Origin of the sequence: Janthinobacterium lyxosi, from assembly GCF_051380665.1 — a bacterium.
Taxonomy (GTDB): Bacteria; Pseudomonadota; Gammaproteobacteria; order Burkholderiales; family Burkholderiaceae_D; genus Janthinobacterium.
On the sequence record NZ_JBNYXM010000005.1, the window covers coordinates 1 to 24,364 of the forward strand.

Below are 24,364 nucleotides of genomic sequence, written 5' to 3' on the forward strand. Positions count from 1 at the left end.
CCACAGCGGGCCTATCACAAGACCACGAACAGCCATCACCGCTTCCGGCGCCATCCCAACCTGCTCAAGGAGGGACCGGGACAAGTGCTTGCCACGCAGCCGGAGCAGGTGTGGGTAGCGGATATTACGTATCTCCCGACTGCCGGCAAATTCGTCTATCTGAGCCTGGTGACGGATGCATACTCGCGCAAAATCGTGGGCTACCACGTGCACGCGAGCCTGCAAACCGAGGAAGTCAGCGAGGCCCTGAAAATGGCCCTGCGAGCGCGACAGCGCAAGACGCCGCTGATCCATCATTCAGACAGGGGCATCCAGTATTGCTCGACTTACTATCAGGAAATTCATCGTCGTCACGGACTGATTTGCTCCATGACAGATGGCTACGACTGTTATCAGAATGCGCTGGCCGAACGTATCAACGGCATTCTGAAAGGCGAGTTCCTGCTGAATCGACCTGCAGACCTGAAACAGGCGAGCAAAATGGTGGCGCAATCGGTGCGGATATACAACCAGGAACGGCCGCATATGGCCCTGCAATACAAAACGCCCGATGCGGTGCATCGGGCGTTCTAACAGCAATAAATACTGTCAACCTATTTTAGGACTGGACATCTGGACGGAACGGTGGGATTTGAAGGGTTGGGCCGTGCCGGCCCAACCCTCTCCGAATCGCCATTCTGCCGCGCTGCGCGCAGCGGCCAGCGCACACGAGGCCCCTCCAGTCGTGCGCAGTCGTCCTTGCTGTACAGTGCAGTCCTGGACATTTGCACCATGCCCTCGCCAACCTCCATCTCAACATGAAAACCACATGACCACAAAAAAGCGCGCCGCCGCAGCCGCAGCGCTATGCGCCGCCCTCTCGCCCGCCATGGCAGCCCCACCGTTCCTGGACGTGCTGGTATATGAGTACGGACAATGCGTGCAGCCTGGCTATCACCAGGCGGGCCTGCTGTTCTACGATGGCCCGGGCAGCTACCAGCTTGCAGTGAAGGATGCGGCATACGCGATCGCCTTGCAGGAGCGCATGGGGTTTTCCTTGCAGGCGGGTATCGATGGTCCAGTGGTAGCCGTGGTCAAGCTGGAGCGTCCACCCGCGGCGCAATTCCAGGAGCAGGCGCTGTGGCGCGAGCGCGGGCTGCGCGACGTGGCTGAACGTAGCGGCGTCGCGCTCGAAGAGCGGGCGGTGGAGGGCGGCGCGCGTCTGTCGATCGTCAACAAGAGCGAGATCACCGGTAATTATGTGGGCCAGTCGCTGCTGATCGATCCGCAGCGCCAGTTATTCGTCGACATGGCCTGGCCGAACAAGTTGCCGGGCTACAAGGGGCCTGGCGGCATGGCGCTGGTGCGCAAGGTGCAGGATGACTTATGGCGGCGCATGCAGTCCTGCCAGCCCCCGCCTGATGCGAGCACGGCGGCGCCTATACCCCTACACCGTGCACGCGCATAGATAAATAATAATAATTCTCATTTATAATGCAAATCAACGGGGTGGACGATGGGCAGGCGCCAGCGCGCCGCACGCAGTGGAGGAGGGTGGAATGGGCAATTCGTACGACATCGAGGATAACATCGCGCACGAGCACCGCGTGCTGATGGGCGAGTATGGCCGCGCGCAGGCGCGCTGCAGTGCGCAACTGGCTGCACAGGCGGCCCGCATCGCGCAGCTGGAGTCGGAATTGATGCGCGCGCGGGCGCAAGTCGTGATCCGCGATACGAAGCTGGCGCTGGCGCGCGATGAATTGGCCGAACTGGCGGCCAGCGTGCCTGGCTTGCCGACGCGTGCCAGGCTGGCCCGCAAGGTCGAGTGGCTCGGTGAGCGTGTGCAGGACCTGATGCGCGAATTGCTGCGCCTGCAATGGCTGCCCGTGCCAGCCCTGCAGGCTGACGTACGTGAAAAAGCCGTGCTATATGTGGGCAACTATTCAAACCTGGAGCCGGGCCAGGGCGCGGGCGGCGCCAACGTAGCGCAGCAGGCCATCGAGCAGGCCGGCGGGCGCTTCCTGCACCACACGGGCGGCGACGATGGCGCCGATGATGCGGCGGCGCTGGAAGCGGGCCTGGTGGCGGCCGACCTGGTGATTTGCCAGACGGGCTGCGTCAGCCACGATGCCTACTGGCGCGTGCATGACCATTGCAAGCGCACGGGCAAGCAGTGCGTGCTGGTGGACCAGCCGCAAGCCATGCACTTCGTGCGCAGGGAAGCGCTGGCTGCTTCTTAACGCTGGCTTAATCCGCATGGGGCAGAATGGCCGTCCATTCAACGCCCCTGAAAGCGCCCATGCTGTCCCTGCAAATCGGCCCCCTGGCCCTGCCCACGGGCCTCGTCCTGCTGTTTGTTTCCCTGTGCGTCGCCTACGGCGTGGCGTGGTGGCTGCGGCGCTACCGCCAACTACCGGATGCCGGCCCTCTCGTTTCCGACCTGCTGATCGCCGGCCTGCTGGCGGCGCGCCTGGCTTTCGTTCTGCGTTGGCATGAGCAGTATTTCAGCGTCCCCTTGGCTGCGCCCTGGTCCATCCTGAATATCCGCGATGGCGGCTTCATGGCGCCTGCCGGCATCGCTGCTGCGCTGGCCATCGCTGCGTGGCGCTGTCGGCGTCCCGCCATGGCGGCCATGCGCCGTCCCCTGACCATCAGCGCGGTGTCTGGCGCGCTGGCCTGGGGTGTGTTGAGCGCAGGGATGGGGCTGGCGTATGACAAGCCGGCGGCCTTGCCAGCCGTGGCCTTGCATGCGCTCGACGGCGCACCGACGACCCTGGCGGCGCTGGCCGGCGGCAAGCCGATGGTGGTCAACCTGTGGGCCAGCTGGTGCCCGCCATGCCGGCGCGAGATGCCCGTGCTGGCGGCGTCGCAGCAGGCGCGCGCCGATATCGTTTTCGTGTATGCGAACCAGCGCGAGGATGCGGCGGCCGCCAGCGCTTTCCTGGACAGGAGCGGCGTGACCCTGCGCAATGTGGTGCTCGACAGCGAGGCGGCGTTAGGTAGGGCGGCCGGTTCCTCGGCCCTGCCCACCACCCTGTTTTATGACGCGCAGGGGCGCCTGGTCGATACGCATCTGGGCGAATTGTCCGATGCTTCGCTGGCCAGCAAGCTGCAAAATATCACCCCGCCCGGTTCTCTCTGATAGTATACCCCCCTATAGTATTTATCTGGGTGGAATCATGGGACACACAACGCATAACAAGACCAAGCTGCTCAATCGCGTGAAGCGCATCCGCGGGCAGGTGGAAGGCCTGGAGCGGGGCCTGGAAGAGGGTCGCGACTGCGGCGAGGTGCTGCAACTGATCGCCGCCGTGCGCGGCGCCGTGAATGGCCTGATGGCCGAAGTGATCGAAGAGCACTTGCGCGAGCACGTGGCCAGTCCCGACCTGGCCAGCGACGAGCGTACCAGGGGGGCCGACGACATCGCTGCCATCCTGCGCACCTACCTCAAATAATCCGTCGGAGAGACCAGCATGAAACTGCAACATATCGAGGAAGACCTGTCCGCCTGGCAGCACGAACACGTCTTTGGCGGGGCCAGCGACAAGGCGGAACGCCGCGCGCGCATCGTCATGTGGATTACCCTGGCCACCATGCTGCTGGAAATCGTCGCCGGCTGGTGGTACAACTCCATGGCCCTGCTGGCCGATGGCTGGCATATGAGTTCGCACGCGCTGGCCATCGGCCTGGCCGCGTTTGCGTACGCGGCGGCGCGCCGCTATGCGCGCGACCCCCGCTTTGCCTTCGGCACGTGGAAGATCGAGGTGCTGGCCGGCTACACCAGCGCCATCCTGCTGCTGGGCGTGGCCGTGTTGATGGTGGCCGCTTCCGTCGAGCGCCTGTTGTCGCCGCAGCCCATCCACTATCCGCAGGCGATGGCGGTGGCGGCCTTCGGCTTGGCTGTCAACCTCGTGTGCGCGCTGATCCTCGGCGGACACCACGACCACGAGCATCACCATGGCCACGAGCATCACGATCAGCATGATCATGATCATGGCCATGGCGAAGATCTGAACATGAAGGCTGCGTACATCCACGTGCTGGCCGACGCCGCCACATCCGTGCTGGCCATCGTTGCGCTGGGCGGCGCCTGGCTGTACGGCTGGCGCTGGCTCGATCCCGTGATGGGTATCGTCGGTGCCGCGCTGGTGGCGCTGTGGGCGAAAAGACTGATGCAGGAGACGGGCAAGGTCTTGCTGGACCGCGAGATGGACCATCCCGTGGTGGACGAAATCCGCGAGGCGGTGGAAGTGGAAAGTGCCGGCGACACGCCGCGCATCGTCGACCTGCACGTGTGGCGGGTGGGCAAGCAGCTGTATTCGTGCGCCTTGTCCGTCGTCAGCCGCGACGCCTCGCTGACAGGCGCGGAGCTGCGCGCGCGCATCGGCATACACGAGGAAATTGTCCACAGCACCATCGAGATTATTCACCGTCCTTGATAATGATGGCGAAAAAAGCCCGCTGATGCGGGGCGTAGGCAGTATACTGTCGGCTTTTACAGCACGTGCTGTTCACCAGACAGAGAAAAAATGAGCACATTACCACCATGCCCGCAATGCAAGTCCGAATTCACGTACGAAGACGGCAGCCAGTTGGTCTGCCCTGAATGCGCGCATGAATGGTCGGCCACGGCTGGTGAATCAGCGGAAGAGGGCGCCCGCGTGTACCGCGATTCGGCCGGCAATATCCTGCAGGATGGCGACACGGTCAGCGTCATCAAGGACTTGAAATTGAAGGGCGGCGGCGGTGTCGTCAAGATGGGTACCAAGGTCAAGAATATCCGCCTGGTCGACAGCGACCACGATATCGACTGCAAGATCGACGGTTTCGGCTCCATGAGCCTGAAAACCGAATTCGTGAAAAAAGTCTAAGCTTTTTCCTTGCCATTCGCGGCGCGCCCCGCATTCCTGCCGGCGCGCCGTTCTTTATTCCGACGCCATGCAAATCGATCATCTCCGCCAGCGCCTGCGCGCCCTGGGCGCCAAGCCTTTGCACGAACAGCGCGTGTTGCGCGACTGGATACAGGCGCAGCCGCACGACCAGGGCCGTCGCCGCGCCGAAGACTTTTTGCCGCTGCCCGTGCGCGAGGCCCTGCCTGCGCTCGACCTCGAATTGCAGGGCATGCTGAAATTGCTCAGTAGCCATCCTGGCGCGGACGGTTCCGCGCGCCTGCTGGTGGGACTGCATGACGGCCAGACGGTGGAAAGCGTGCTGCTGCCGCGCGACGGCCTGTGCGTATCGAGCCAGGTCGGTTGCGCTGTGGGCTGCCAGTTCTGCATGACGGGCCGCGACGGCTTGATCCGGCAAGTCACCAGCGGCGAGATTATCGCCCAGGTGGTACTGGCGCGCACCTTGCGCCCCGTGAAAAAAGTCGTCTTCATGGGCATGGGCGAACCGGCGCATAACCTGAACAATGTGATGGAAGCGATCGAGCTGCTGGGCACCGAGGGCAATATCGGCCACAAGAACCTCGTGTTTTCCACCGTGGGCGACCCGCGCGCCTTCGAGCGCCTGCCGCTGGGAAGGGTCAAGCCGGCGCTGGCCCTGTCCCTGCACACCACCAAGGCGGACTTGCGCGAACAGCTGCTGCCGCGCGCGCCAAAGCTGTCGCCGCGCGCACTGGTGGAGTTCGGCGAAGCGTATGCGCGCCTCACCAGCTATCCGGTGCAGTATCAATGGACCTTGATGGACGGCGTCAATGATGGCGACGACGAGATGGATGGCATCGTGGAACTCCTGAAGGGCAAGTACGCCGTGCTCAATATGATCCCCTACAACACCATCGACGACTTGCCGTTCCGGCGCCCCAGCTGGGAAAAGGCGCGCGCCATTGCCGCCGCCCTGCACGAGCGCGGCGTGCTGACCAAATTGCGCGATTCGGCCGGGCAGGATGTGGAGGGCGGCTGCGGACAATTGCGCGCGCGCGCGGCGAAGGGGAAAGTCATTCCCATCCGCGCCAGCGTCTAAACTCCACCCAGCAAATCGTTTTCATTCAATATCGCAAACGCGATCCCGGGATGCGCGGCCAGGCAGCGGCGCACGGCGGCCGGAATGGCGGCGCGCGTCTTGCGGCACAGGCCGGGTCGCTCCAGCAGGCGGATCTGGAAGCCGCGCACGGTGCGCACTTCGCCGTTGCCCGGCGCGATCTGCAATTCCACGCCCAGGTTTTTCTTCAGCAGCAGCTGCAGCTTTTGCAGCTGCGCATGCGTGGCGATGCTCTCGATGTGTGCCAGCAGGTGCTTTTCTTCCGTCAGGTTCAGGCGCAGGATGGAAACGTCCGCCTGCGGATCGTCGAGCAGGCGCTCGCGTTCGCAATCGCACAACTGCGGCGGGCACGCCTTGCGGACTTCAAAATCGATGATGCGCATGCTGGTGTTCCAGTGACGTTCCAATGGCGATGCCGGATAAATCAAGTATCGTCCGCCACCTGATGCGTGTCAATCAGCGCGGACTGACGATCAGGCGCCAGCGGATAGCACCTTGCTCGCTGCTGTGCTGATGGTGGTTTTGCGGCGGCATGACGTGGCCTTCCGTCGATACGATCTCGTGCGCGCAGCCGTCGCAGCGGTAGATGCCCGAATACGGCACGGCTTCGCCGGGCGAGGTCAGTTCATCAAAACGCGGGTGCATGGAGCGGGCCACGTAGCTGGGGTTTTTGTAGTCGGCCATGGATTCCTCTGGATGTGGGCAATGCAGCCATTCTGGCACACAATCGTGCGCGGCCTTGACCGCGTGTCTTGGCGTGCATGCTACCCTGTGTTGTAATGTTGATCATCCCGATTGAGTACGCAAGGCCATGAGAACCCGTATCAAGATCTGCTGCATCGCTTCCATCGACGAAGCGCAACTGGCCATTGCCGCCGGCGCCGACGCGCTGGGCCTGGTGGCCGCCATGCCGTCCGGCCCCGGCCCGATTCCCGACGCGCGCATCGCGCAGATTGCCGCCTGGACGCCGCCCCCCGTCGCCACGTTCCTGCTGACCGCCGAGACGACGGCGCAACGCATCGCCGAACACGTGCGCGCCACGCAGCCGTCCACCGTGCAGATCGTCGGCCATATCGACCCCGGCGAAGTGGCGCAGCTGGCGCGCTTGCTGCCGCACGTGCGGCGTGTGCAAGTGATCCACGTGGCAGGGCCGCAGGCGCTGGAACTGATTCCCGCCTACGCGCCCCATGTGCATGCTTTCCTGCTCGATTCCGGCCGTCCCGGCGCGTTGGTTCCGGAACTGGGCGGCACGGGCCGCACGCATGACTGGTCCGTCAGCGCGCGCTTCGTGCGCACCAGCTCGCGTCCCGTGTTCCTGGCCGGCGGGCTGGATGCAAACAACGTGATGGAGGCCCTGCGCCAGGTGCGCCCCTACGGCATCGATCTGTGCTCGCGCGTGCGCACCGATGGCAAGCTCGATGTCATGAAGCTGGCCCTGCTGATGGCGGCCGTGCGCGACGTGGATGCGGCGCTGTATGCGGAAGGTTAATCCGTCGTTGCCAACGCGTTCATCTCGCGCACGAACGCTTCCGTAAATGCGGCCACCATGCCGCTGGCCGCGCGCGGCGAGATCAGGCCGACGACGGAATGCGACTCTTCGTCCGGCAGCATAATAAAACGCACGCCGGGCGGCGCCACCAGGCGCATGCTGTCGGGGACGATGGCGATGCCCATGTTGGCCTCGATCAGGTTCAGCTGCGAGGTCTTGCGCGACAGGGCACGCGCCGCCTTCGGGAAGTAGCCCTGCGCCAGGCACAGGCCCGCCACAAGGTAGCTGAGGCCTCCCCGGTCCTTGTGCGGAATCGAGACGAAGGCTTCGTCGCGCAGGGCGGCTATCGTCGTGCGCTGCAGCGCGGCCAGCGGCGACGCCGACGACACGGCTACCACCAGCTTTTCCCCGTACAGCTCGCGCACGACGATATTGGCATGCTTGCGCAAGGTGGGCAGGCGCACCAGGCCCAGGTCGGCGCGGCCTTCCTCGATGTCAGCCGCCTGGTTTTCCGACGAGCCTTTCGACACATCGAGCGAAACGCCGGGGAACTGCGCCAGCAGGCGGTTCAGCACGGCGCCGATGGCGGGCGTGAGGGTCACGGAGCTCGAATGCAGCAGGCGGATGATGCCTTGCGCCCCTTGTCCCACGTGTCGCGTCTGGCGCACGGTTTCCTCGATGTCTTCGAGGATGCGCCTGGCCCGTTCATAAAAGACCTGTCCGGCCGGCGTGAGTTCGATATGGCGCGCGTCGCGCGTCAGCAGCAGGGCCTGTACTTCGGTTTCCAGTTCCTTGATTTGCCGGCTCAGGGCCGACTGCGCGATATACAGCTTTTCCGCTGCGCGCGAATAGCTGCCTGCATCGACGACTTCGACAAAATAGCGGAACTGTCTGATGGAAATCAATCGTATGCCTTTTCGAGATCGGTGACTGCCTGATTTGATATTAGCCTGGCCCCGGTGTTCGCGTTACAGTGGCCTGGTCTGCTGTCACTGCAAAGGAAAGACCATGCTGGAATTGATCGGGGTGCTGGGATTGCTCGTCAGTATTATCGTAAAACTGATTTTCGTCCAGATCGGCGGTAGCCGTAGCGGCAAAGGCAAGGAAGATTAATATGCCAGGGTCGCCACATGCGGCGCAGGCAAGGCCAAGGCGTGCAAGCGGCAAGCCGGTGCCACCCCGTTCCACTCCGCCAGCGGCAAGCCCGCGCACTTGAGCGCCGCTTCGCGCGCCGTCCACGCTTGCGCCAGCAGCGTCGGGCGCTGTGCATCGGGGCAAACGCTCAGTTCACCGGCCGCCTGCGGCCCCAGATAGTCGCGCGCCAGAATGAACCAGTCGGGAACGTCCCGCACGCGCATGACGTCGACGCCGACGGCGCCATGCAGGCCGATGGCGGCCAGCGACAGTCCTTCCTCGTGGCTGAACGACAGGCCCGCCGCGCGTCCTGCCAGCAGCAAACGGGGAGGGGAGCCCGGCTTTGATTCCAGCGAAATCGTCTCGATATTTAACTTCAGCCACCGGGCCGCCGCTTCGCGCACGGCGGCGCGGATGCGCAGGCGGGCTTCGGCGCGCGGCAGCACGGCGGCGACGCCGATCACCAGCACGCCATCCCCCGACCAGAGCACCGTACGATTCATCAGATGCGATCAGCTGCGCAGCGGCGCCGCCGGGCAGCCCGCCCAGTTGCTGCCGGCGGGGATGTGTTCGCCCTTCATCACCAGGGTCAAGGGCCCCAGGCGCGCATTGTCGCCCACCTTGGCGCTGTACAGCACGGAGCTGCGCGGGCCCATGTAGACGCGCTGGCCGATGTCCACGTGGTCGATCTTCATCACGCGGTCTTCGAACAAATGCGTCTGCGGGCAGGTCAGCGCGTTCAATTCGCTATAGTCGCCGATGTGCACGCAGTCGAATTCCGTGATGTCGGTGGTATCCATGTAGACGCCGCGACCGATCTTGCAGCCGAACAGGCGGAAGGCGAGCGGCAGCCATGGCGTGCCGCGCAGGTAGCGCATGAAGTTGGGTACGGCGATGCCTTCGTACAGGTTGGTCACGCCTTCCGAAATCCACACGAACGGTGTCCACATGGGCGCCGCGTGCTTGCGGTAGCGTCCCAGTAGCAGCCATTTGAACAGCACGACGACGAGGAAGTTGCCGATGCCGTAGGCCAGGCCGGCAATGGCCAGGTCGCCCACCACTTCGCCCCAGCGCCCGGCGCCCGCGATCGGCATCACGTCCAGCACCAGGGTGTAGCCGACGGCGATCACCACCGCGTGCGGCGCGACGATGCGGAAGGCTTCGATCAGGCTGCGGCCCAGGCGGCGCAGCAAGGACGGCTTGAAGGTCAGGTGCTCGGCAAAGCCGCTGACCTGTTCGCGCGCGGGCAGGTGCATGGGAGGAGAGCCCAGCCAGGTATCGCCGCTGTGCATCTGTTCATTGCGCGGCGCATGCGTGTGCACGCCGATCAGCACGTGCTCGGGCAGCACGGTGCCGTCCGGGATGTAGCTGCCATTGCCGACAAAGCTGCGGTGCGAGATGACGGTGGGGCGCATGGTCATCCAGCCGCCGTCGATCTGCTCATCGCCCAGCATGACGGCATCGGCGATGAAGGTGTCGTCGCCCAGGGTCAGCATGTCGGGTACCACGCCCAGCGCCGTGGAAATCTCGGCGCCCTTGCCCACCTTGGCGCCCAGCAGGCGGTACCAGTAGGGTGCGTACACGGTGGCGTAGATGCCGTGCAACACGTTCAGGCTCGATTCCTGGATATGGCTGACCAGCCACTTGGCGCAATAGATATTGCTGTGCACGGGCGAGCTGCCCGGCTTCAAGCGGGGCAGCGCGCCCCAGCGGATGGCGGCCGACAGCAGGGCGGTCAGCACGATCAGCACGGCGCTGGCGGGGAAGGCCAGCAGGAAGTAGCGGGCCAGCTGGGTCGTCACGTCGCGGCCCTGCAGCCACGGCATCATTTCGCGCTCGTCGAACCAGTCGATCAGCACGAAGCTGGGGAAGACGGGCATGAAGAACAGCACGGCGATGAGGACCATGCCAAAGCAGAAGAATAGGGTTTCGCCCGTCAGGCGCAGGCGCGAGACGGCGGGGCGGGGCGGTTGGCTGGCCGGGTCATAGGCTTTGACATCGCGTGCGGGCGAACCGGTCCAGACCCTGCCCGCCGGCACGGCCACGCCGTCGGCCAGCGCCGACTGGCCTTCCAGGTGGCCGAAAGCGCCTACGCTGGTATTGCCTTCCAGGATAGCGTAAGAGCTGATGCAGGCATCGTCGCCGATGCTGATCTGTCCCAGCAGCAAACGGCCCCGTTCGACCCGGGCGTTTTCAAAGTTGACGGCATTGCCCACGCTGACGTTGTCGCCGATGGACAGCAGGTCGGGCACGCGCAGGGTCATCGAGCCGATGACGACTTCCTTGCCCACTTTCGCGCCCAGCGCGCGCAGCCACCAGCTATTCAGCGACGAGCCGCTGAGCAGGTAGGCGGGCGCCGATTCGACCAGGCGGTCGGCCAGCCACCAGCGGTAATAGGTGACACCCCACAGCGGATAGCTGCCCGGCTTCAAACGCCCGGCAATCAGCCACTTGCCGGCAATCGCAATGGCAAATTCGGCCAGGGTCGCCAGCAGGAACACGCCGATGGAGGCGGCAATGGCGCGCGGCACGGTATCTCCCGTGTCGCCCGTGAAGAAGTGATACGTGAAGAAGGGCGCCATCCACTGTGCCATGCGCAGGGTGACGAGGCCCGGCACGGCCGCCGCCTGCGCCGCGCCGCAGATCCAGCGCTTCATGGCGGACGGCGGCGTCCATTCCGCTTCCGGCGTGGCCAGCGCGGGCGCCTCGTTCAGTACGGCGGCGATCTTGCCGATTTGCCGGTTCTGGTAAATGTCGCGCACCGTCATGTGGGCATAGGCCGGATCGGCGCGCAGGGCGGACGCCAGGCGCGCGGCCAGGAAGGAGTGGCCACCGAGGTCGCTGAAGAAATCGAGCTGGCGCGAAATCGCCTGGCCGGGGAACAGCTTGGCCAGGGCCGCGAACAAGGCCGCTTCGGCCGGCGTTTCCGGCACGTCCGATTCACCCGCCTCGCCCGCCGGTGGCGCGGACAGTGGCATGGCTTTCAAGGCTTTCCGGTCGATCTTGCCGGACGTCAGGCGCGGCATCAGCGGCAGCAATTCAAAACGGCCCGGCACCATATACGGCGGCAAATGCAGGTTCAGGGCCGCGCGCAGCGTTTTCGCCGCCAGGGCATCGTCGGGCGCCTCGTCGCTGCCGACGATGTAGGCCACCAGCTGGTCGATGCCATCATCCTTGCGCAGCAATACCGCCGCCGTGCCCACGCCCGCCTGCTGCGCCAGCACGGCTTCGATCTCGCCCAGTTCCACGCGGAAGCCGCGAATTTTCACTTGATCGTCGGCGCGGCCCAGGCACAGCACCTGGCCGTCGGCATCGATGCGCGCCAGGTCGCCCGTGCGGTACAGCCGTGCGCCATCCTCGCTTGTCGCCCATGGATTGGGCAGGAATTTTTCCACCGTCAGGTCGGGCCGGCCCAGGTAGCCTTCCGCCAGGCCGGGGCCGATGATGCACAGCTCACCCGTTTCGCCGCGCGCCAGCAGGGTCAAGGGACGGTTTTCACCCGGCTCGGCCACCTGCAGCACCAGCAAGCCATAGTTGGGCAGCGGCGTGCCGATGGTCACAGGTTCACCGGGCCGCAGGCGCGCCAGGCTGCACGACACGGTCGCTTCCGTGGGGCCATAGGTGTTGAACATGGCGCGGCCCGGGCGAGACCAGCGCTCGACCAGGGACTCCGGGCACATCTCACCGCCCAGGTTGATCAGGCGCAGGCTCGGTACTTCCTCGGCGAACAGGGCCAGCAAGGTAGGCACTGCGTGGAGAACGGTGACCTTGTTTTCGGCCAGCGCGCGCGGCAAGGCTTCCGGGTCGCCCGAGATATCCTTGGGTCCCAGCCACAGGGTGGCGCCCACCAGGTAGGCGATCCAGATTTCCTCGAACGACATGTCGAAGGCGACGGAAAAGCCCTGGTAGACGGTGTCCGCTTGCGTGACTTCCAGCACGGCGTTTTCGCTGCGCAGGAAGTGGCAAATGCTGCGTTGATTGATCAGGATGCCCTTGGGCTTGCCCGTGGAGCCGGAGGTGTAGATCACATAGGCGGGGTGTTCGGGCAGCACGGCGCCGCGCGCGGGCAGGTGTTCGCCCGGCGCGGCGGGGGCCAGCAGGCTTTCTGCCGTCCACACGGGACGCTTGACGCCGGCATCAAACAGGCGCGGCGCAAACTGCGCGCAGCTGATGACGCCAGCGCCATTGGCGTCATCCAGGCACACTTGCAGGCGTTCCACGGGCGTGTCTTCATCGACGGGCAGCCAGGCGGCGCCCGCCTTGGCTATCGCCGCCTGCATCAGCAGCAGATGGGCGCCGCGCGGCAGCCACAGGCCCACGATGTCGCCGGGCTTGACGCCGGCGGCCACCAGGCGCGATGCGGCCAGGCCAGCCTGCGCATCGAGTTCGGCGTAGCTGATGCGGCGCTCGCCATCGATCAGGGCGATTTGCTGCGGGCAGCGGCGGGCGGTTGCCTCCAGCAGGTCGGCCAGCACTTCCTCGCGCAGCAGATCCGGTCGCGGCGGGCCGTACAGGATGTCGGCGTGGATGGACGGGGTGCCTGGGCTGACTGCGGTGAAATCGTTCATGGATGACGCTTATCTGTAGTGCGGTGTGAGGAGTCTGACGGGCTGCGCACGGTGCGCAGCACAGTTGATACATTACAGTACGCAAGACATTTCAGCGTTGCAGAACGGGGAATTTTGCGGGGTTTTCAGCAATTATGTGGCTGCAAGTTCAGCTGCCATGATTACGGAATGTAAAACGGGGAAACATGGCGCCGATTTGCGTCAAAGTGTGCGCCGCCGGATAGCCGTGCAGGGGGCGGCCGGCCAGCGCCGCATCCGCGCAGCCTTCGGCCCGGAACTGCTGCAGCACGTAGTTGTCGACGCCTTTCGCGGCCAGGGTGGTGGCCAGGGCCAGCAACTGCTCGTCCGGCAGCAGATCCGGGTGGGTGGTGGTGCGGCACTCGTAAGCGACGCCGCTGGCGAGGATGGCGTCCAGGCAGGCGCGTGCCGGATCGCCGCTGCCGGCCACGCGGGTCACAAGACGATAGTCGGCAAACGGCGCCTTGATGTCGAAGCCCACCCAATCGACCAGGGGCAGCACTTCCTGCAGGCGCTGCGGATAGATGCAGGCCGTATGCAGGCCGATGCCGAAACCCAGCGCCTTGACATCGCGCATGGCGCGCGCCAGCGCCGGGTCCATGCAGGCTTCGCCGCCGCTGAAGACGACGGCGTCGACCAGGCCCACGCGGCGGCGCAGCCAGGTCAAGACGTCCTGCCAGGGCATGGCGCCTTCCGGCGTGCGCGCCTGCAAGTGCGGATTGTGGCAATAGCCGCAACGCCAGGGGCAGCCCTGCACGAACACCACGGCCGCCAGTTTGCCCGGGTAGTCGGTGGCGGAAAAGGGCGTGAGGCCGCCCACTTTCAAATCAGCTGCCATGGCAGGCGGGCTGGCCAACCCGGGCGCTCGCTTCCGTAAAGTACTGGCGCTCGTGGAATTCGCCCTGCTTGCCGATGTTGAACGAGGCGACAGGGCGGTGATAACCCATCACGCGGGTCCAGATTTCGCAGCGCTGGCGTTCGGTGTCGAGTAGGGTGATGGCGGGAGTGAAGTCGGGACGTGCATTCATGGTGTTTCCTCAAGTGATGGAACAGGGTGGGCTTGCTTGCGGGCGATCAGTTCCGCGTCGCAGGTGGGACAGAATTCGTGTTTTCCGGCCAGGTAGCCGTGGCGCGGACAGATGGAAAACGTGGGCGTGACCGTGATGTAGGGCAGGGAAAAGCGGCTCAGCGCGCGTTTCACCAGTTCGCGGCAGGCGTTGGCGTCCGACAGCGCTTCCGTCATGTACAGGTGCAGCACCGTGCCGCCCGTGTACTTGCGCTGCAGCGCGTCCTGCAATTCCAGCGCCTCGAACGGGTCGTCCGTGTGGCCGACGGGCAGTTGCGACGAGTTCGTGTAATACGGATTGTCGACCGTGCCGGCTTGCAGGATGGCCGGATAGCGCTTGCGGTCTTCGCGGGCGAAGCGGTAGGTGGTGCCCTCGGCCGGTGTCGCTTCCAGGTTGTACATGTGGCCCGTCTCTTCCTGGAATGCCACCATGCGGGCGCGCACGTGGTCGAGCAGGCGCACGGCCAACGCATGGCCTTCCGGCGCCGTGATGTCATACGCGTCGCCACTGAAATTGCGGATCATCTCGTTGATGCCATTCACCCCCAGGGTGGAAAAGTGATTGCGCAGGGTGCCCAGGTAGCGCTTCGTGTAGGGAAACAGGCCTTGCTGCATCAGTTCCTCGATGGTGTGGCGCTTGATTTCCAGGCTGATTTTGCCCAGTTCCAGCAGGCGGTCCAGGTCGGCCAGCAGCGCTGCTTCGTCGCCGCGCCATAGGTGGCCCAGGCGCGCGCAGTTGATGGTGACCACGCCCAGGGAACCCGTCTGCTCGGCGGAACCGAACAGGCCATTGCCCCGTTTCAGCAGTTCGCGCAAGTCCAGTTGCAAGCGGCAGCACATGGAGCGGATCATGTTCGGCTTGAGTTCTGAATTGATGAAATTCTGGAAGTAGGGCAGGCCGTAGCGGGCTGTCATCTCGAACAGGCGTTCCGCATTTTCGCTATGCCAGTCGAAATCCTCGGTGATGTTATAGGTGGGAATGGGGAAGGTGAAGACGCGGCCCTTGGCGTCGCCCGCCATCATGATCTCGATATACGCGCGGTTGATCATGTCCATCTCCGCCTGCAGCTCGCCATAGCTGAAGTCCATCTCCTGGCCGGCGATGACGGGAATCTGCTCGCGCAGGTCGTCCGGGCAGACCCAGTCGAAAGTGAGGTTGGTGAACGGTGTCTGCGTGCCCCAGCGCGATGGCACGTTGAGGTTGAAGATCAGCTCCTGCATGTACTGGCGCACGTCTTCGTAGCGCAGGCTGTCCTTGCGGATGTAGGGCGCCATGTAGGTGTCGAAGGAGCTGAACGCCTGCGCGCCGGCCCACTCGTTTTGCAGGGTGCCGAGGAAATTGACGATCTGGCCGATGGCGCTCGACATGTGTTTCGGCGGACCCGATTCGATCTTGCCCGGCACGCCATTCAAGCCTTCATGCAACAGCGTGCGCAGCGACCAGCCGGCGCAATAGCCGGCCAGCATGTCGAGGTCGTGGATGTGCAGCGCCGCTTCGCGGTGCGCCGCGCCCACTTCCGGTGGATAGACCTGGTCCAGCCAGTAATTGGCGATGACCTTGCCCGAGACATTGAGGATCAGGCCACCCAGGGAATATCCCTGGTTGGCGTTGGCGTTCACGCGCCAGTCGCGCCGTTCCAGGTATTCATTGATGGACGCGGCAACATCGACCTGGCCGCGTGTGGGGGAAACTGCATTCGTCGTCATGAAACCTCCAATAAACACAACATGCGGTGTTTTTATGAAGGTTATCTACTAAATGTAGTGCAGTCAAAGGTGGCGTGCAAGCGATTCGCGTATCCTTGATCCAGGTGAAAAATACACCTCAGCCGGTTTTGTTCCAGCGCGTTTCGCGCAGGATCAGCCAGCTCGCGCAAAAGAACGCGGCGCTGCAGGCGGCGATGCTGGCGACGGAGGCGGGCAGCACGTGGGCCCAGATTTCCAGCGGCGAATAGGTGCTCCAGCTGGCCACGCGCGCATCGAAGGTGGCGTAGTTCGCCAGCAGCCAGTACAGGGCCAGCAGGCCCGTGCAGATGGCGGCCTGACGCAGCAGCGGCAGTTGGCGGCGCGCGAACACGGCCAGCAGGAACAGCAGCAGCACGCCCGGATAGGCGCCCAGCACTTCCGGCGACAGCACGGAGATGGTCCCCGCGTCATAGCCATCGGCCGGGCCGGCCCACTGCACTTGCAGCGCGGTGAGGAACAGGGTCAAAAGGAAAATCAGCAGCGGTTTGCGGGTCATGGTGGGCAATGAGACAGGAGGAAAGATGGCATTTTACAGCCAGGTCAAGCAAGTTGAAGGTGCGCCAGCCATGCATGCATTCCTTCACCTGCGTCAACGACTGGGCAGCATGGGCGGGGCTATAGTCTGCACCCTGAGCCGATACAGGACTGTGAACATCATGATGCTTGAATCAACTACCGCCACTCGCGTGGCCGGACCGCTGGAACTGGTATGCCCCGCTGGCAGCCTGCCTGCCCTGAAAGCGGCCGTCGACAATGGCGCCGACACCGTTTACCTGGGCTTTCGCGACGCCACCAATGCGCGCAATTTCGCCGGCCTCAATTTTGACGAGAAGGCCATCGCTGAGGGCGTGCGCTATGCCCACCAGTACGGACGCAAGGTGCTGCTGGCGCTGAACACCTATCCGCAGCCGCACAATTGGGCCGTGTGGCGCAGCGCCATCGACCGCGCCGCCGCGGCGGGCATCGACGCCATGATCGTGGCCGATCCGGGCCTGATGGCCTACGCGGCCCAGCACCAGCCGCAGCTGCGCCTGCACCTGTCCGTGCAGGGCTCGGCCACGAATTATGAAGCCATCAACTTCTATCACGAGCACTTCGGCATCGCCCGCGCCGTGCTGCCGCGCGTGCTGTCGATGGCGCAGGTGGAGCAATTGATAGCCAAGACGGAAGTCGAGATCGAAGTGTTCGGTTTCGGCAGCCTGTGCGTGATGGTCGAAGGGCGCTGCGCGCTGTCGTCGTATGCGACGGGCGAGGCGCCGAACACCCACGGCGTGTGCTCGCCGGCCAAGGCCGTGCGCTGGCTGGAAACGCCGAACGGTCTGGAGTCGCGCCTGAACGGCGTGCTGATCGACCGCTACGCGCCCGGCGAAAACGCCAGCTATCCCACCCTGTGCAAGGGGCGTTTTGAAGTCAATGACGAAGAGTATTACGCCATCGAGGAGCCGGCCAGCCTGAATACCCTGGCGTTGCTGCCGCAACTGATCGCCATGGGCGTGCGTGCCGTGAAAATCGAAGGGCGCCAGCGCAGTCCCGCCTACGTGGCGCAGGTCACGCGCGTGTGGCGCGAAGCGATCGACGCCTGCCGCGAAGGCAATCCGCGTTACGCCGTCAAACCGGGCTGGATGGCGGCCATGGACAAGCTGGCCGAAGGCCAGCAGCACACGCTCGGTGCCTACCACCGCTCCTGGAAATAGCAAAACCTGCTGCGCGTCCCGGGGCGCGGCCTGCGATGCTCGCTACCTCGGCGGCCCCGTGCTCTAGCACAGCTGCGCTTCTCGGCCTCGCCGCGAGCCGCTTGCTACGTTTTTGTAACTTAAAAAAATACTGGAAAAGGCATGTTAAAACTATCTTTGGGTCCTCTGCTGTACTACTGGCCGCGCGCCACTGTCTTCGAGTTTTACCAGCAGATCGCCGGCACCGCCGTCGATATCGTGTATCTGGGCGAAACCGTGTGCTCGCGCCGGCATGAGTTGCGCCTGGCCGACTGGCTCGATATCGCCGACATGCTGGTCGCCGCCGGCAAGGAAGTGGTGCTGTCGACGCAGGCGCTGATCGAGGCGGGCGCCGAATTGGCGACCCTGCGCCGCATCACGGGCAATGGCCGCTATACGGTCGAGGCCAACGACATGGGCGCCGTGCACTGCATGGAAAAGGGCGCGCCCTTTGTCGCCGGCCCCCACCTGAACCTGTTCAATGGCCCCAGCCTGCAACTGCTGGCGCGCCTGGGTGCGCGGCGCTGGGTGATGCCGCTGGAAATGGGGCAGGCAGCGCTGGCCGAGATGCAGCGCCAGAAACCGGAAGGGCTGGAGACGGAAGTGTTCGCCTATGGCCGCATGCCGCTGGCGTTTTCCGCGCGCTGCTTCACGGCGCGCAACCGCAACCTGCCGAAGGACGACTGCGGCTACAGCTGCCTGGAAGAGCCGGACGGCCTGCTGCTGCGCACGCGCGACGAAGTGCCGTTCCTGGTACTGAATGGCACGCAGACGCAGTCGGCCCTGGTCTACAACCTGGTGCGCGAACTCGACGCCATGCGCGACATGGGCGTGGCGGTGGCGCGCATCAGCCCGCAGGCCATGCATACGGAACAAGTCATCGCCATCTTCGACCGCGCCCGCCGCGGCCAGGTCAGCGGCGTTGGCGCTCAGGCCCAGCTGGCGGCCTGCCAGCCGGCCGGCGCCTGCGACGGCTACTGGCACGGCCAGCCCGGCATGGAACAGCACGCCGCTCATTGAACGCATCGAAAGGAAGCACCATGCAAGATCAACTGGAAAGATTGCCCATCCCGGCCAAGCCCGCCATGTCGTACCGGCTGCCCGAACCGTTGGCCGAATTGCTGTCCAAGCTGCCGCCGTATCCCGCCTCCTGGCTATTCGTGCAAGGCCTGAACCGCCTGCTGGCGCCGCAATTGCCCGACGATGTGCGGCGCAGCCTGGAGGGGCGCCGCCTGCGCCTGCGCTTGCTCGATGCGGGCATCGCCTTCGATTTCGAGTGGCAGGGCACGGTGTTTGTGGCCGAGCGCTATGTGGACGTGCCGGACCTGTGCATCGCCGCCAGCGTGCATGACCTGATGCTGCTGGCGCGGCGCCAGGAAGATCCGGACACGCTGTTCTTCAGCCGTCGTTTGAGCCTGGAAGGCGATACGGAGCTGGGTCTGCTGTTCAAGAATACGCTCGACGCCATCGAGCTGCCGCCGTTCGACCTGCAGGCGCTGGGACCGCGCCGCGTGCTGGCGCATCTGCGCGACCGGGGCGCGCGGGAAGGCTGAGCGGAGAAGGGCTGGAGCAGGCGTTCAGTGGCGGCAGTGGCCGCAGGCGCCGCTGCATGACGGCAGTTGCTCCTCATCGGAGGACTCGCCCATGAAACCGGCGTTGTTGACGGCCGCCAGCAGGCGCTCCTGCGTGGCCAGCCGTTCGTCAAATTGCACCGTGGCGCCGTGGCGCGCCAGCGAGACGCACACGGTGGCCACGCCCGTGACGGCTTCGAGCGCGCCCGTCAACCTGTCGGCGCAGCCTTCGTGATCCATTCCAATAATATTCAAGCGCGCTGTCTGCATGGGTTCCTCTTGTTTTTCAAATAAAAAAACAGCGTAGGCGAGGGGCGCGCATGCCGTCCAGAGCAGCACGCAAGATTTATTTTCTATTTGCGGTTTTATTGATCTGGATTAATTCACTCTCTCTGGGGCAGTCTGGAACTGCTGTTGTTTTATACACAGTTTCCTTATTCCAGTCGACAAGCGTGGCGTGCTGCGCGATACTGTCATTCTGATAAGAACGCTGATGAAAGCGCTGGAAAGGAGGGGCCATGCAACGCCGCCCCCTGCTCATGCTTGCCGGCCTGTGGCCGTTTGGCGCTGCCGCCGGCACGCCGCTGCCGCTCGTGTATCCGCGCCATCAGGCATTCAATGATCCGCAGCAAGGCTACGTGACGGCTTTGCTGCAACTGGCGCTGGCGCGTTCGGGTCAGGCATATGCATTGCGCCGTTCCGAACTGCGCATGGTGCAGACGCGCGCCATGCAGGAAATCGCCATGGCGTCGGGTAGCGTCGATGTCGTGTGGGCCATGACGAGCCGCGCGCGCGAAACGCAATTGCTGCCGGTGCGCATCCCCATCGACCGTGGCCTGATCGGCTGGCGCGTGGCCCTGATCCAGGCGCGCCAGCCGCAGTTGCTGCGCGCCGTGCGCAGCATCGCCGCCCTGGCGCGGCTGTCTGCCGGCCAGATGCGCGACTGGCCCGACTCCGCCATCCTGCAAGCGAATGGCTTGCGCCTCGATACATCGAGCACCTACGAAGGCCTGTTCCAGCAACTGGCAGCAGGGCGCATCGATTACTTTCCCCGTTCCGTGATCGAGGCGCAAAGCGAGCTGGCCAGCCATGCGCAATTGCCGCTGGCGCTCGATGCCCACCTGGTCATCCGCTACCCGGCCGCGCTGTATTTTTTTGTCGGCAGGCACCGGCCGGAACTGGCACGCCACATTGAAATCGGACTGGAAAGCATGCTCGCCGATGGCAGTTTCGCGCAGCTGTTTCAGCAGCATTTCGGCCGTCTCGCGGATGGTCTGAAGCTGTCCCAACGCCATGTGCTGGAGCTGGCCAATCCTGACGTGCCGGAGGAGACGCCGCTGGCGCGCAAGGCACTTTGGTATCGTCCAAGTCAGTACTAGTAGTTTTGTTGATTGGTGTCAAACAACCGTTTCAATCGTGCGCAGGATGTTTGATGAAACGCAAGGCGAGTTCAACAGAACAGCTGTTGACACTTGTAAAATTTTCACCGAATATGATTCCTCGTAACAACATTTCCCCGGCACGGGCCTTCAGGGCTGGTGCTGCCGGGACCCTGTACGCCCGTTCAACCGCCAGCGCCTGCCAGCCCGAGAACGGGTAACCAACCGTCTCTTTTCGAAGGTTTGCTCATGCTCGATTCGATCGCGTCGGTATTGCACCAGGTTCCGGAATTGGCCTTGTTCCTGGCACTGGCGCTCGGCTATGCAGTAGGGCAGATACGCTTCGGCCCCATCCAGCTCGGTGGCGTGTGCGGCACCTTGATCGCCGCGCTGCTGATCGGCCAGCTGGGCATCACCCTGGACGCCAGCGTCAAGAATGTCTTCTTCATGCTGTTCATCTTTGCCCTCGGCTATGCGGGCGGTCCCCAGTTTTTTGCCAACCTGAATGCCAAGGGCTTGCGCTTAGGGCTGCTGTGCCTGATCGAAGTGGTGGTGGTGCTGACACTGGTGCTGCTGGCCACGCGTTTCCTGGGCCTGGACCAGGGCACGGCGGCCGGCATGATGGCGGGCGCAGCGACCGAATCGGCCGTCGTCGGCACGGCCACGGACGCCATTTCCAAGCTGGCGCTGCCGGCCGCCCGCATCGCCGAGCTGCAAGCCAACGTGGTCACCGCCTATTCGATCACCTACATCTTCGGCCTGATCGCCATCGTCATCGTCACCAGCCAGATTTTTCCGCTGTTGCTGCGCGTCAACCTGCGTGAGGAAGCGGACAAGCTGTGGGAAAAAATGGGCGGCGCGCAGACCGATGGCGACGGGGTGCAGGCCACGCCGGACATGGTGGGTCGCGCCTACCGCATCAGCCGCGGCGCGGGACGCCGCCTCGATGCCTTGCAGCATATTTTCGCGGGCCGCGCCAGCATCACACGCGTGCGCCGGCACGGCAAGGTATTGCCTTTGGAACTAGAACTGCGCCTGCGCAACAACGACGAAGTGCTGGTGATCGGCCACCGGCCCGCGCTGGTGGCGGCCGAAGCCATCCTGGGCGAGGAATTTGCCGACACGACGGGCTTGAACATGGCCGTTTCCGCCGTCGAAGTGGTGCTGCAGCAGGCGGCTCTGGTGGGCCAGCCCCTGCGCCAGCTGGCCTTGCCTTCCGGCGTGCATGTGGCGGCCGTCGTCCGTGGCGAGCACAGCATGCCGCCCCTGCCGGACTTGGCCTTGCAGCGCGACGACGTGCTGCGCCTGTATGGCACGATGGAAGGGCGCGAGCTGAACACGGCGCTGGCCGCCATCGGCAAGCGCGTGCCTACGGGCGAGCGCAGCAACATCGTCTACGCCAGCATCGGCATCGTGCTCGGTGTGTATATCGGCGGCTTTACCGCCAAGCTGGGCGGTATTCCCTTTTCGCTGGGCACGGGCGGCGGCGCCTTGCTGACGGGCCTGGTGTTCGGCTGGTACCAGGCGAGAAAGCCGGGCATGCCGGGTATTCATCCCAGCGCGCTCGACATGATGAAGGATATCGGCCTGGCCACCTTCATCGCCTGCGTGGGCCTGGCGTCGGGACCGCAGGCGATCGATTTGATCCGCCAATACGGGCTGTCGCTGCCGCTGATGGGCATCTTGATCGCCGTCATTCCCGCCTCGCTCTCTTTACTGGTAGGCCACTTTTTCCTCAAGCTGGAAGCGCCCGTGTTGCTGGGCGCCATCGCCGGCCAGCAGTGCAGCACGCCGGCCCTGTCGGCCGTGCAGAACGCGGCCGGCAACTCGACACCCCTGCTGGGGTACACGATTACGTATGCCATCTCGAACGTGGTGCTGCCTCTGCTGGGACCGCTCATCGTGGCCCTGGCCGGGTCGGTGCATGCGTAAGCCGCCCGCGAGGACGGACGTAGTAAAGAATTCCTTCAACACGAAAGGCGGTCTGTATGGAATGGTTGCATGAGTTATTCAAGAAGTCGCCTGAAATTGCCTTGTTTCTCTCCCTGGCAGTGGGTTACTACATCGGAAAGATCAAGTTCGGCTCGTTTCAGCTGGGCGGGGTCGCCGGTTCACTCCTGGTGGCGGTACTCGTCAGCCAGGTAGGCGTCGCCATCGATCCCGGCGTCAAGTCGGTGCTGTTCGCCCTGTTCATTTACGCGGTTGGCTATGAAAGCGGACCACAGTTCTTCAATTCCCTGGGCCGCCAGTCGGTGCGCGAAATCATCCTGGCCGTGGTGCTGGCCGTGACGGCGCTGCTGACGGTGGTCATCATGGCCAAGGTCTTTGGCCTGGACAAGGGCCTGGCGGCCGGCGTGGCGGCGGGCGGCTTGACGCAGTCGGCCATCATCGGCACGGCGGGCGACGCGATCACCAAGCTGGGCCTGGCGGCTGACGAGGTGGCGCGCTTGCAGGGCAACGTGGCCGTCGGCTATGCCGTGACGTATGTGTTCGGCTCGTTTGGCGCCATCATCGTCTGCGTCAATATCTTGCCAAAGCTCATGGGCCGCACCATCCGCGAAGATGCGATCAAGGCGGAAACGGCGCTGCAGGCGGGCGTGCAGGTGCTGGGACCGGGTCAGACGCCGGCCGCGCCTGACCTGATCGGCCGCATTTACGACGTGGGCCCGGGCGCCGGGCGCTCCGTGGCGGACATCGAAAGTGCCCATCCGAACACGGCCATCACCATCGAGCGCGTCAAGCGCAATGGCCAGATCATCGACGTCAGCCCGGACCTGGTGCTGGCGGCCGACGATGTCGTGCTGCTGGTGGGCCGGCGCGAAGCCATGCTCAGCGTCTCTTCCCAGCTGGGCAAGGAATTGCTTGCCGTCGAAGGCATGGAACTGGTGATGCAGCGCCGCGACATGGTGCTGACCAACAAGGCTTACCACAACAAAACGGTGGGCGAAATCCGCAACGCGACGGCGCCGGGCGTGCGCCACGGCATCTTTGTCGTGCAGCTGAGCCGCATGGGCAAGATCTTGCCCATGCAATCGGAAACCGTCGTGCAGACGGGCGACGTGGTGACCATTTATGGCGCCGAGCAGGACGTCAAGCGCGTGGCGGCCGAAGTGGGCTACATGATCGTGCCAAGCGCCAAGACGGACTTCGTCTACATGGGTGCCGGTCTCGTCGTCGGTTTGCTGGTGGGCTTGCTGGTGGCGCGCATCGGCTCGATTCCTCTGACCCTGGGCAGCGGCGGCGGCGTGCTGCTGTCGGGCCTGGTATTCGGCTGGTTCCGCGCCAAGCGCCAGACCTTCGGCTACATGCCCAGCGGCGCCGTGCAAATCCTGAAAGACCTGGGCCTGGCCGGCTTCGTTGCCGTCGTCGGTCTCACGTCCGGCCTGCAAGCCGTGCAAACCGTGCGCGAACATGGCCTGACCCTGTTTGGCGTGGGCGTGGTGGTGACCATCCTGCCGATGATTTTGACCATGCTGATCGGCCGCTACATCTTGCGTTATGACAACGTGGCCATCTTCGCGGGCGCCTTGTCCGGCTCGCGCAGTGCCAACCCCGCGTTCGGCGAAGTGCTGAACGCGGCGCAAAACTCGATTCCCACCGTACCGTTTGCCATCACATATGCCTTGGCCAACGTTTTCCTGACCTTGCTGGGGCCGCTGATTGTGGCCTTCGTCTGAGTCTGCATGTATTTGCAAGAACCTTTGCAAGAACCCGAAC

At 64.3% G+C, this 24,364-nt stretch carries 25 protein-coding genes; 15 read left to right on the forward strand and 10 right to left on the reverse strand.

What is annotated here, in order from left to right; translation table 11 throughout:
* The 8 genes from ACQ4WP_RS06090 to ACQ4WP_RS06125 all read left to right on the forward strand — a co-directional run.
* Positions 1 to 573, forward strand: a 573-nt coding sequence (locus ACQ4WP_RS06090; RefSeq protein WP_436519142.1) for an IS3 family transposase, incomplete at its 5' end; no start/stop codon positions are given.
* A gap of 235 nt (positions 574 to 808) precedes the next feature.
* Complete coding sequence (locus ACQ4WP_RS06095) at positions 809 to 1,447, forward strand: hypothetical protein (protein ID WP_436519143.1); 639 nt, start codon at positions 809 to 811, stop codon at positions 1,445 to 1,447.
* A 232-nt stretch (positions 1,448 to 1,679) separates the two neighbouring features.
* Complete coding sequence (locus ACQ4WP_RS06100) at positions 1,680 to 2,219, forward strand: DUF2325 domain-containing protein (protein ID WP_436519382.1); 540 nt, start codon at positions 1,680 to 1,682, stop codon at positions 2,217 to 2,219.
* 59 nt (positions 2,220 to 2,278) lie between these two features.
* Positions 2,279 to 3,121 carry a TlpA family protein disulfide reductase gene (locus ACQ4WP_RS06105; protein ID WP_436519144.1) on the forward strand — a complete coding sequence of 281 codons (843 nt, stop codon included), beginning with the start codon at positions 2,279 to 2,281 and terminating at the stop codon, positions 3,119 to 3,121.
* Between the two features lie 37 nt (positions 3,122 to 3,158).
* Positions 3,159 to 3,434, forward strand: coding sequence for a metal/formaldehyde-sensitive transcriptional repressor (locus tag ACQ4WP_RS06110; protein ID WP_436519145.1), 276 nt, complete (start codon positions 3,159 to 3,161; stop codon positions 3,432 to 3,434).
* Between the two features lie 18 nt (positions 3,435 to 3,452).
* Complete coding sequence (gene dmeF, locus ACQ4WP_RS06115) at positions 3,453 to 4,418, forward strand: CDF family Co(II)/Ni(II) efflux transporter DmeF (RefSeq protein ID WP_436519146.1); 966 nt, start codon at positions 3,453 to 3,455, stop codon at positions 4,416 to 4,418.
* A 90-nt stretch (positions 4,419 to 4,508) separates the two neighbouring features.
* Positions 4,509 to 4,850, forward strand: coding sequence for a zinc ribbon domain-containing protein YjdM (locus ACQ4WP_RS06120; RefSeq protein WP_436519147.1), 342 nt, complete (start codon positions 4,509 to 4,511; stop codon positions 4,848 to 4,850).
* Between the two features lie 67 nt (positions 4,851 to 4,917).
* Positions 4,918 to 5,946: an RNA methyltransferase gene (locus tag ACQ4WP_RS06125; RefSeq protein ID WP_436519148.1), complete on the forward strand. Its 1,029-nt coding sequence runs from the start codon at positions 4,918 to 4,920 to the stop codon at positions 5,944 to 5,946.
* Here ACQ4WP_RS06125 and ACQ4WP_RS06130 read toward each other — a convergent pair.
* Together ACQ4WP_RS06130 and ACQ4WP_RS06135 are read right to left on the reverse strand one after the other, a co-directional pair.
* On the reverse strand, positions 5,943 to 6,347 hold the full coding sequence (locus ACQ4WP_RS06130) for a hypothetical protein (RefSeq protein ID WP_436519149.1): 405 nt from the start codon (positions 6,345 to 6,347) through the stop codon (positions 5,943 to 5,945). The genes ACQ4WP_RS06125 and ACQ4WP_RS06130 overlap by 4 nt on opposite strands.
* Before the next feature lie 73 nt (positions 6,348 to 6,420).
* Entirely contained in the window at positions 6,421 to 6,648 is a 228-nt protein-coding gene (locus ACQ4WP_RS06135; protein ID WP_070218305.1) for a hypothetical protein, read from the reverse strand.
* Between the two features lie 127 nt (positions 6,649 to 6,775).
* Between ACQ4WP_RS06135 and ACQ4WP_RS06140 the strand changes: the two genes are divergently transcribed.
* On the forward strand, positions 6,776 to 7,453 hold the full coding sequence (locus ACQ4WP_RS06140) for a phosphoribosylanthranilate isomerase (RefSeq protein WP_436519150.1): 678 nt from the start codon (positions 6,776 to 6,778) through the stop codon (positions 7,451 to 7,453).
* Here the strand turns inward: ACQ4WP_RS06140 and ACQ4WP_RS06145 are convergent.
* The 7 genes from ACQ4WP_RS06145 to ACQ4WP_RS06175 form a co-directional block, all read right to left on the reverse strand.
* On the reverse strand, positions 7,450 to 8,358 hold the full coding sequence (locus tag ACQ4WP_RS06145; RefSeq protein ID WP_436519151.1) for a LysR family transcriptional regulator: 909 nt from the start codon (positions 8,356 to 8,358) through the stop codon (positions 7,450 to 7,452). The two genes, ACQ4WP_RS06140 and ACQ4WP_RS06145, sit on opposite strands and share 4 nt — an antisense overlap.
* Positions 8,359 to 8,562: 204 nt before the next feature.
* Positions 8,563 to 9,090: a 4'-phosphopantetheinyl transferase family protein gene (locus ACQ4WP_RS06150; RefSeq protein WP_436519152.1), complete on the reverse strand. Its 528-nt coding sequence runs from the start codon at positions 9,088 to 9,090 to the stop codon at positions 8,563 to 8,565.
* A gap of 9 nt (positions 9,091 to 9,099) precedes the next feature.
* Complete coding sequence (locus ACQ4WP_RS06155) at positions 9,100 to 13,155, reverse strand: Pls/PosA family non-ribosomal peptide synthetase (protein WP_436519153.1); 4,056 nt, start codon at positions 13,153 to 13,155, stop codon at positions 9,100 to 9,102.
* Positions 13,156 to 13,303: 148 nt separating this feature from the next.
* Positions 13,304 to 14,011: an anaerobic ribonucleoside-triphosphate reductase activating protein gene (locus ACQ4WP_RS06160; protein WP_436519154.1), complete on the reverse strand. Its 708-nt coding sequence runs from the start codon at positions 14,009 to 14,011 to the stop codon at positions 13,304 to 13,306.
* Positions 14,001 to 14,201 carry an anaerobic ribonucleoside-triphosphate reductase gene (gene nrdD / locus ACQ4WP_RS06165; protein ID WP_436512675.1) on the reverse strand — a complete coding sequence of 67 codons (201 nt, stop codon included), beginning with the start codon at positions 14,199 to 14,201 and terminating at the stop codon, positions 14,001 to 14,003. The genes ACQ4WP_RS06160 and nrdD overlap by 11 nt, the downstream gene beginning before the upstream one ends.
* Positions 14,198 to 15,946, reverse strand: a complete 1,749-nt coding sequence (locus ACQ4WP_RS06170; protein WP_436519155.1) for a ribonucleoside triphosphate reductase — start codon at positions 15,944 to 15,946, stop codon at positions 14,198 to 14,200. The genes nrdD and ACQ4WP_RS06170 overlap by 4 nt, the downstream gene beginning before the upstream one ends.
* Before the next feature lie 118 nt (positions 15,947 to 16,064).
* Positions 16,065 to 16,481: a hypothetical protein gene (locus ACQ4WP_RS06175; RefSeq protein WP_436519156.1), complete on the reverse strand. Its 417-nt coding sequence runs from the start codon at positions 16,479 to 16,481 to the stop codon at positions 16,065 to 16,067.
* A gap of 160 nt (positions 16,482 to 16,641) precedes the next feature.
* Between ACQ4WP_RS06175 and ubiU the strand changes: the two genes are divergently transcribed.
* The 3 genes from ubiU to ubiT all read left to right on the forward strand — a co-directional run bounded on the left by ubiU (position 16,642) and on the right by ubiT (position 19,250).
* On the forward strand, positions 16,642 to 17,679 hold the full coding sequence (gene ubiU, locus ACQ4WP_RS06180) for a ubiquinone anaerobic biosynthesis protein UbiU (RefSeq protein ID WP_436519157.1): 1,038 nt from the start codon (positions 16,642 to 16,644) through the stop codon (positions 17,677 to 17,679).
* Positions 17,680 to 17,820: 141 nt separating this feature from the next.
* Positions 17,821 to 18,717, forward strand: coding sequence for a ubiquinone anaerobic biosynthesis protein UbiV (gene ubiV, locus ACQ4WP_RS06185; protein ID WP_436519158.1), 897 nt, complete (start codon positions 17,821 to 17,823; stop codon positions 18,715 to 18,717).
* A gap of 20 nt (positions 18,718 to 18,737) precedes the next feature.
* Positions 18,738 to 19,250 carry a ubiquinone anaerobic biosynthesis accessory factor UbiT gene (gene ubiT / locus ACQ4WP_RS06190; protein WP_436519159.1) on the forward strand — a complete coding sequence of 171 codons (513 nt, stop codon included), beginning with the start codon at positions 18,738 to 18,740 and terminating at the stop codon, positions 19,248 to 19,250.
* A gap of 24 nt (positions 19,251 to 19,274) precedes the next feature.
* On the opposite strand, the gene ACQ4WP_RS06195 is transcribed toward ubiT, so the two are convergent.
* Positions 19,275 to 19,538: a heavy-metal-associated domain-containing protein gene (locus ACQ4WP_RS06195; RefSeq protein ID WP_436519160.1), complete on the reverse strand. Its 264-nt coding sequence runs from the start codon at positions 19,536 to 19,538 to the stop codon at positions 19,275 to 19,277.
* Between the two features lie 248 nt (positions 19,539 to 19,786).
* On the opposite strand from ACQ4WP_RS06195, the gene ACQ4WP_RS06200 reads away from it, so the two are divergent.
* From ACQ4WP_RS06200 to aspT (ACQ4WP_RS06210), 3 genes are all read left to right on the forward strand, one after another.
* Positions 19,787 to 20,647, forward strand: coding sequence for a substrate-binding periplasmic protein (locus ACQ4WP_RS06200; RefSeq protein ID WP_436519161.1), 861 nt, complete (start codon positions 19,787 to 19,789; stop codon positions 20,645 to 20,647).
* 249 nt (positions 20,648 to 20,896) lie between these two features.
* Complete coding sequence (aspT, locus tag ACQ4WP_RS06205; RefSeq protein WP_436519162.1) at positions 20,897 to 22,579, forward strand: aspartate-alanine antiporter; 1,683 nt, start codon at positions 20,897 to 20,899, stop codon at positions 22,577 to 22,579.
* Positions 22,580 to 22,635: 56 nt separating this feature from the next.
* Positions 22,636 to 24,324: an aspartate-alanine antiporter gene (aspT, locus tag ACQ4WP_RS06210; RefSeq protein ID WP_436519163.1), complete on the forward strand. Its 1,689-nt coding sequence runs from the start codon at positions 22,636 to 22,638 to the stop codon at positions 24,322 to 24,324.
* The last annotated feature ends 40 nt before the right edge of the window (positions 24,325 to 24,364 follow it).

What these genes read in the sequence shown, in the direction of transcription:
- ACQ4WP_RS06095 (WP_436519143.1), top strand. Translation starts at nt 809, where the DNA reads ATGACCACAAAAAAGCGCGCCGCCGCAGCCGCAGCGCTATGCGCCGCC.
- ACQ4WP_RS06100 (WP_436519382.1), top strand. Translation starts at nt 1,680, where the DNA reads ATGCGCGCGCGGGCGCAAGTCGTGATCCGCGATACGAAGCTGGCGCTG.
- ACQ4WP_RS06105 (WP_436519144.1), top strand. Translation starts at nt 2,279, where the DNA reads ATGCTGTCCCTGCAAATCGGCCCCCTGGCCCTGCCCACGGGCCTCGTC.
- ACQ4WP_RS06110 (WP_436519145.1), top strand. Translation starts at nt 3,159, where the DNA reads ATGGGACACACAACGCATAACAAGACCAAGCTGCTCAATCGCGTGAAG.
- dmeF (WP_436519146.1), top strand. Translation starts at nt 3,453, where the DNA reads ATGAAACTGCAACATATCGAGGAAGACCTGTCCGCCTGGCAGCACGAA.
- ACQ4WP_RS06120 (WP_436519147.1), top strand. Translation starts at nt 4,509, where the DNA reads ATGAGCACATTACCACCATGCCCGCAATGCAAGTCCGAATTCACGTAC.
- ACQ4WP_RS06125 (WP_436519148.1), top strand. Translation starts at nt 4,918, where the DNA reads ATGCAAATCGATCATCTCCGCCAGCGCCTGCGCGCCCTGGGCGCCAAG.
- ACQ4WP_RS06130 (WP_436519149.1), bottom strand. Translation starts at nt 6,347, where the DNA reads ATGCGCATCATCGATTTTGAAGTCCGCAAGGCGTGCCCGCCGCAGTTG.
- ACQ4WP_RS06135 (WP_070218305.1), bottom strand. Translation starts at nt 6,648, where the DNA reads ATGGCCGACTACAAAAACCCCAGCTACGTGGCCCGCTCCATGCACCCG.
- ACQ4WP_RS06140 (WP_436519150.1), top strand. Translation starts at nt 6,776, where the DNA reads ATGAGAACCCGTATCAAGATCTGCTGCATCGCTTCCATCGACGAAGCG.
- ACQ4WP_RS06150 (WP_436519152.1), bottom strand. Translation starts at nt 9,090, where the DNA reads ATGAATCGTACGGTGCTCTGGTCGGGGGATGGCGTGCTGGTGATCGGC.
- ACQ4WP_RS06155 (WP_436519153.1), bottom strand. Translation starts at nt 13,155, where the DNA reads ATGAACGATTTCACCGCAGTCAGCCCAGGCACCCCGTCCATCCACGCC.
- ACQ4WP_RS06160 (WP_436519154.1), bottom strand. Translation starts at nt 14,011, where the DNA reads ATGGCAGCTGATTTGAAAGTGGGCGGCCTCACGCCCTTTTCCGCCACC.
- nrdD (WP_436512675.1), bottom strand. Translation starts at nt 14,201, where the DNA reads ATGAATGCACGTCCCGACTTCACTCCCGCCATCACCCTACTCGACACC.
- ACQ4WP_RS06170 (WP_436519155.1), bottom strand. Translation starts at nt 15,946, where the DNA reads ATGACGACGAATGCAGTTTCCCCCACACGCGGCCAGGTCGATGTTGCC.
- ACQ4WP_RS06175 (WP_436519156.1), bottom strand. Translation starts at nt 16,481, where the DNA reads ATGACCCGCAAACCGCTGCTGATTTTCCTTTTGACCCTGTTCCTCACC.
- ubiU (WP_436519157.1), top strand. Translation starts at nt 16,642, where the DNA reads ATGATGCTTGAATCAACTACCGCCACTCGCGTGGCCGGACCGCTGGAA.
- ubiV (WP_436519158.1), top strand. Translation starts at nt 17,821, where the DNA reads ATGTTAAAACTATCTTTGGGTCCTCTGCTGTACTACTGGCCGCGCGCC.
- ubiT (WP_436519159.1), top strand. Translation starts at nt 18,738, where the DNA reads ATGCAAGATCAACTGGAAAGATTGCCCATCCCGGCCAAGCCCGCCATG.
- ACQ4WP_RS06195 (WP_436519160.1), bottom strand. Translation starts at nt 19,538, where the DNA reads ATGCAGACAGCGCGCTTGAATATTATTGGAATGGATCACGAAGGCTGC.
- ACQ4WP_RS06200 (WP_436519161.1), top strand. Translation starts at nt 19,787, where the DNA reads ATGCAACGCCGCCCCCTGCTCATGCTTGCCGGCCTGTGGCCGTTTGGC.
- aspT (WP_436519162.1), top strand. Translation starts at nt 20,897, where the DNA reads ATGCTCGATTCGATCGCGTCGGTATTGCACCAGGTTCCGGAATTGGCC.
- aspT (WP_436519163.1), top strand. Translation starts at nt 22,636, where the DNA reads ATGGAATGGTTGCATGAGTTATTCAAGAAGTCGCCTGAAATTGCCTTG.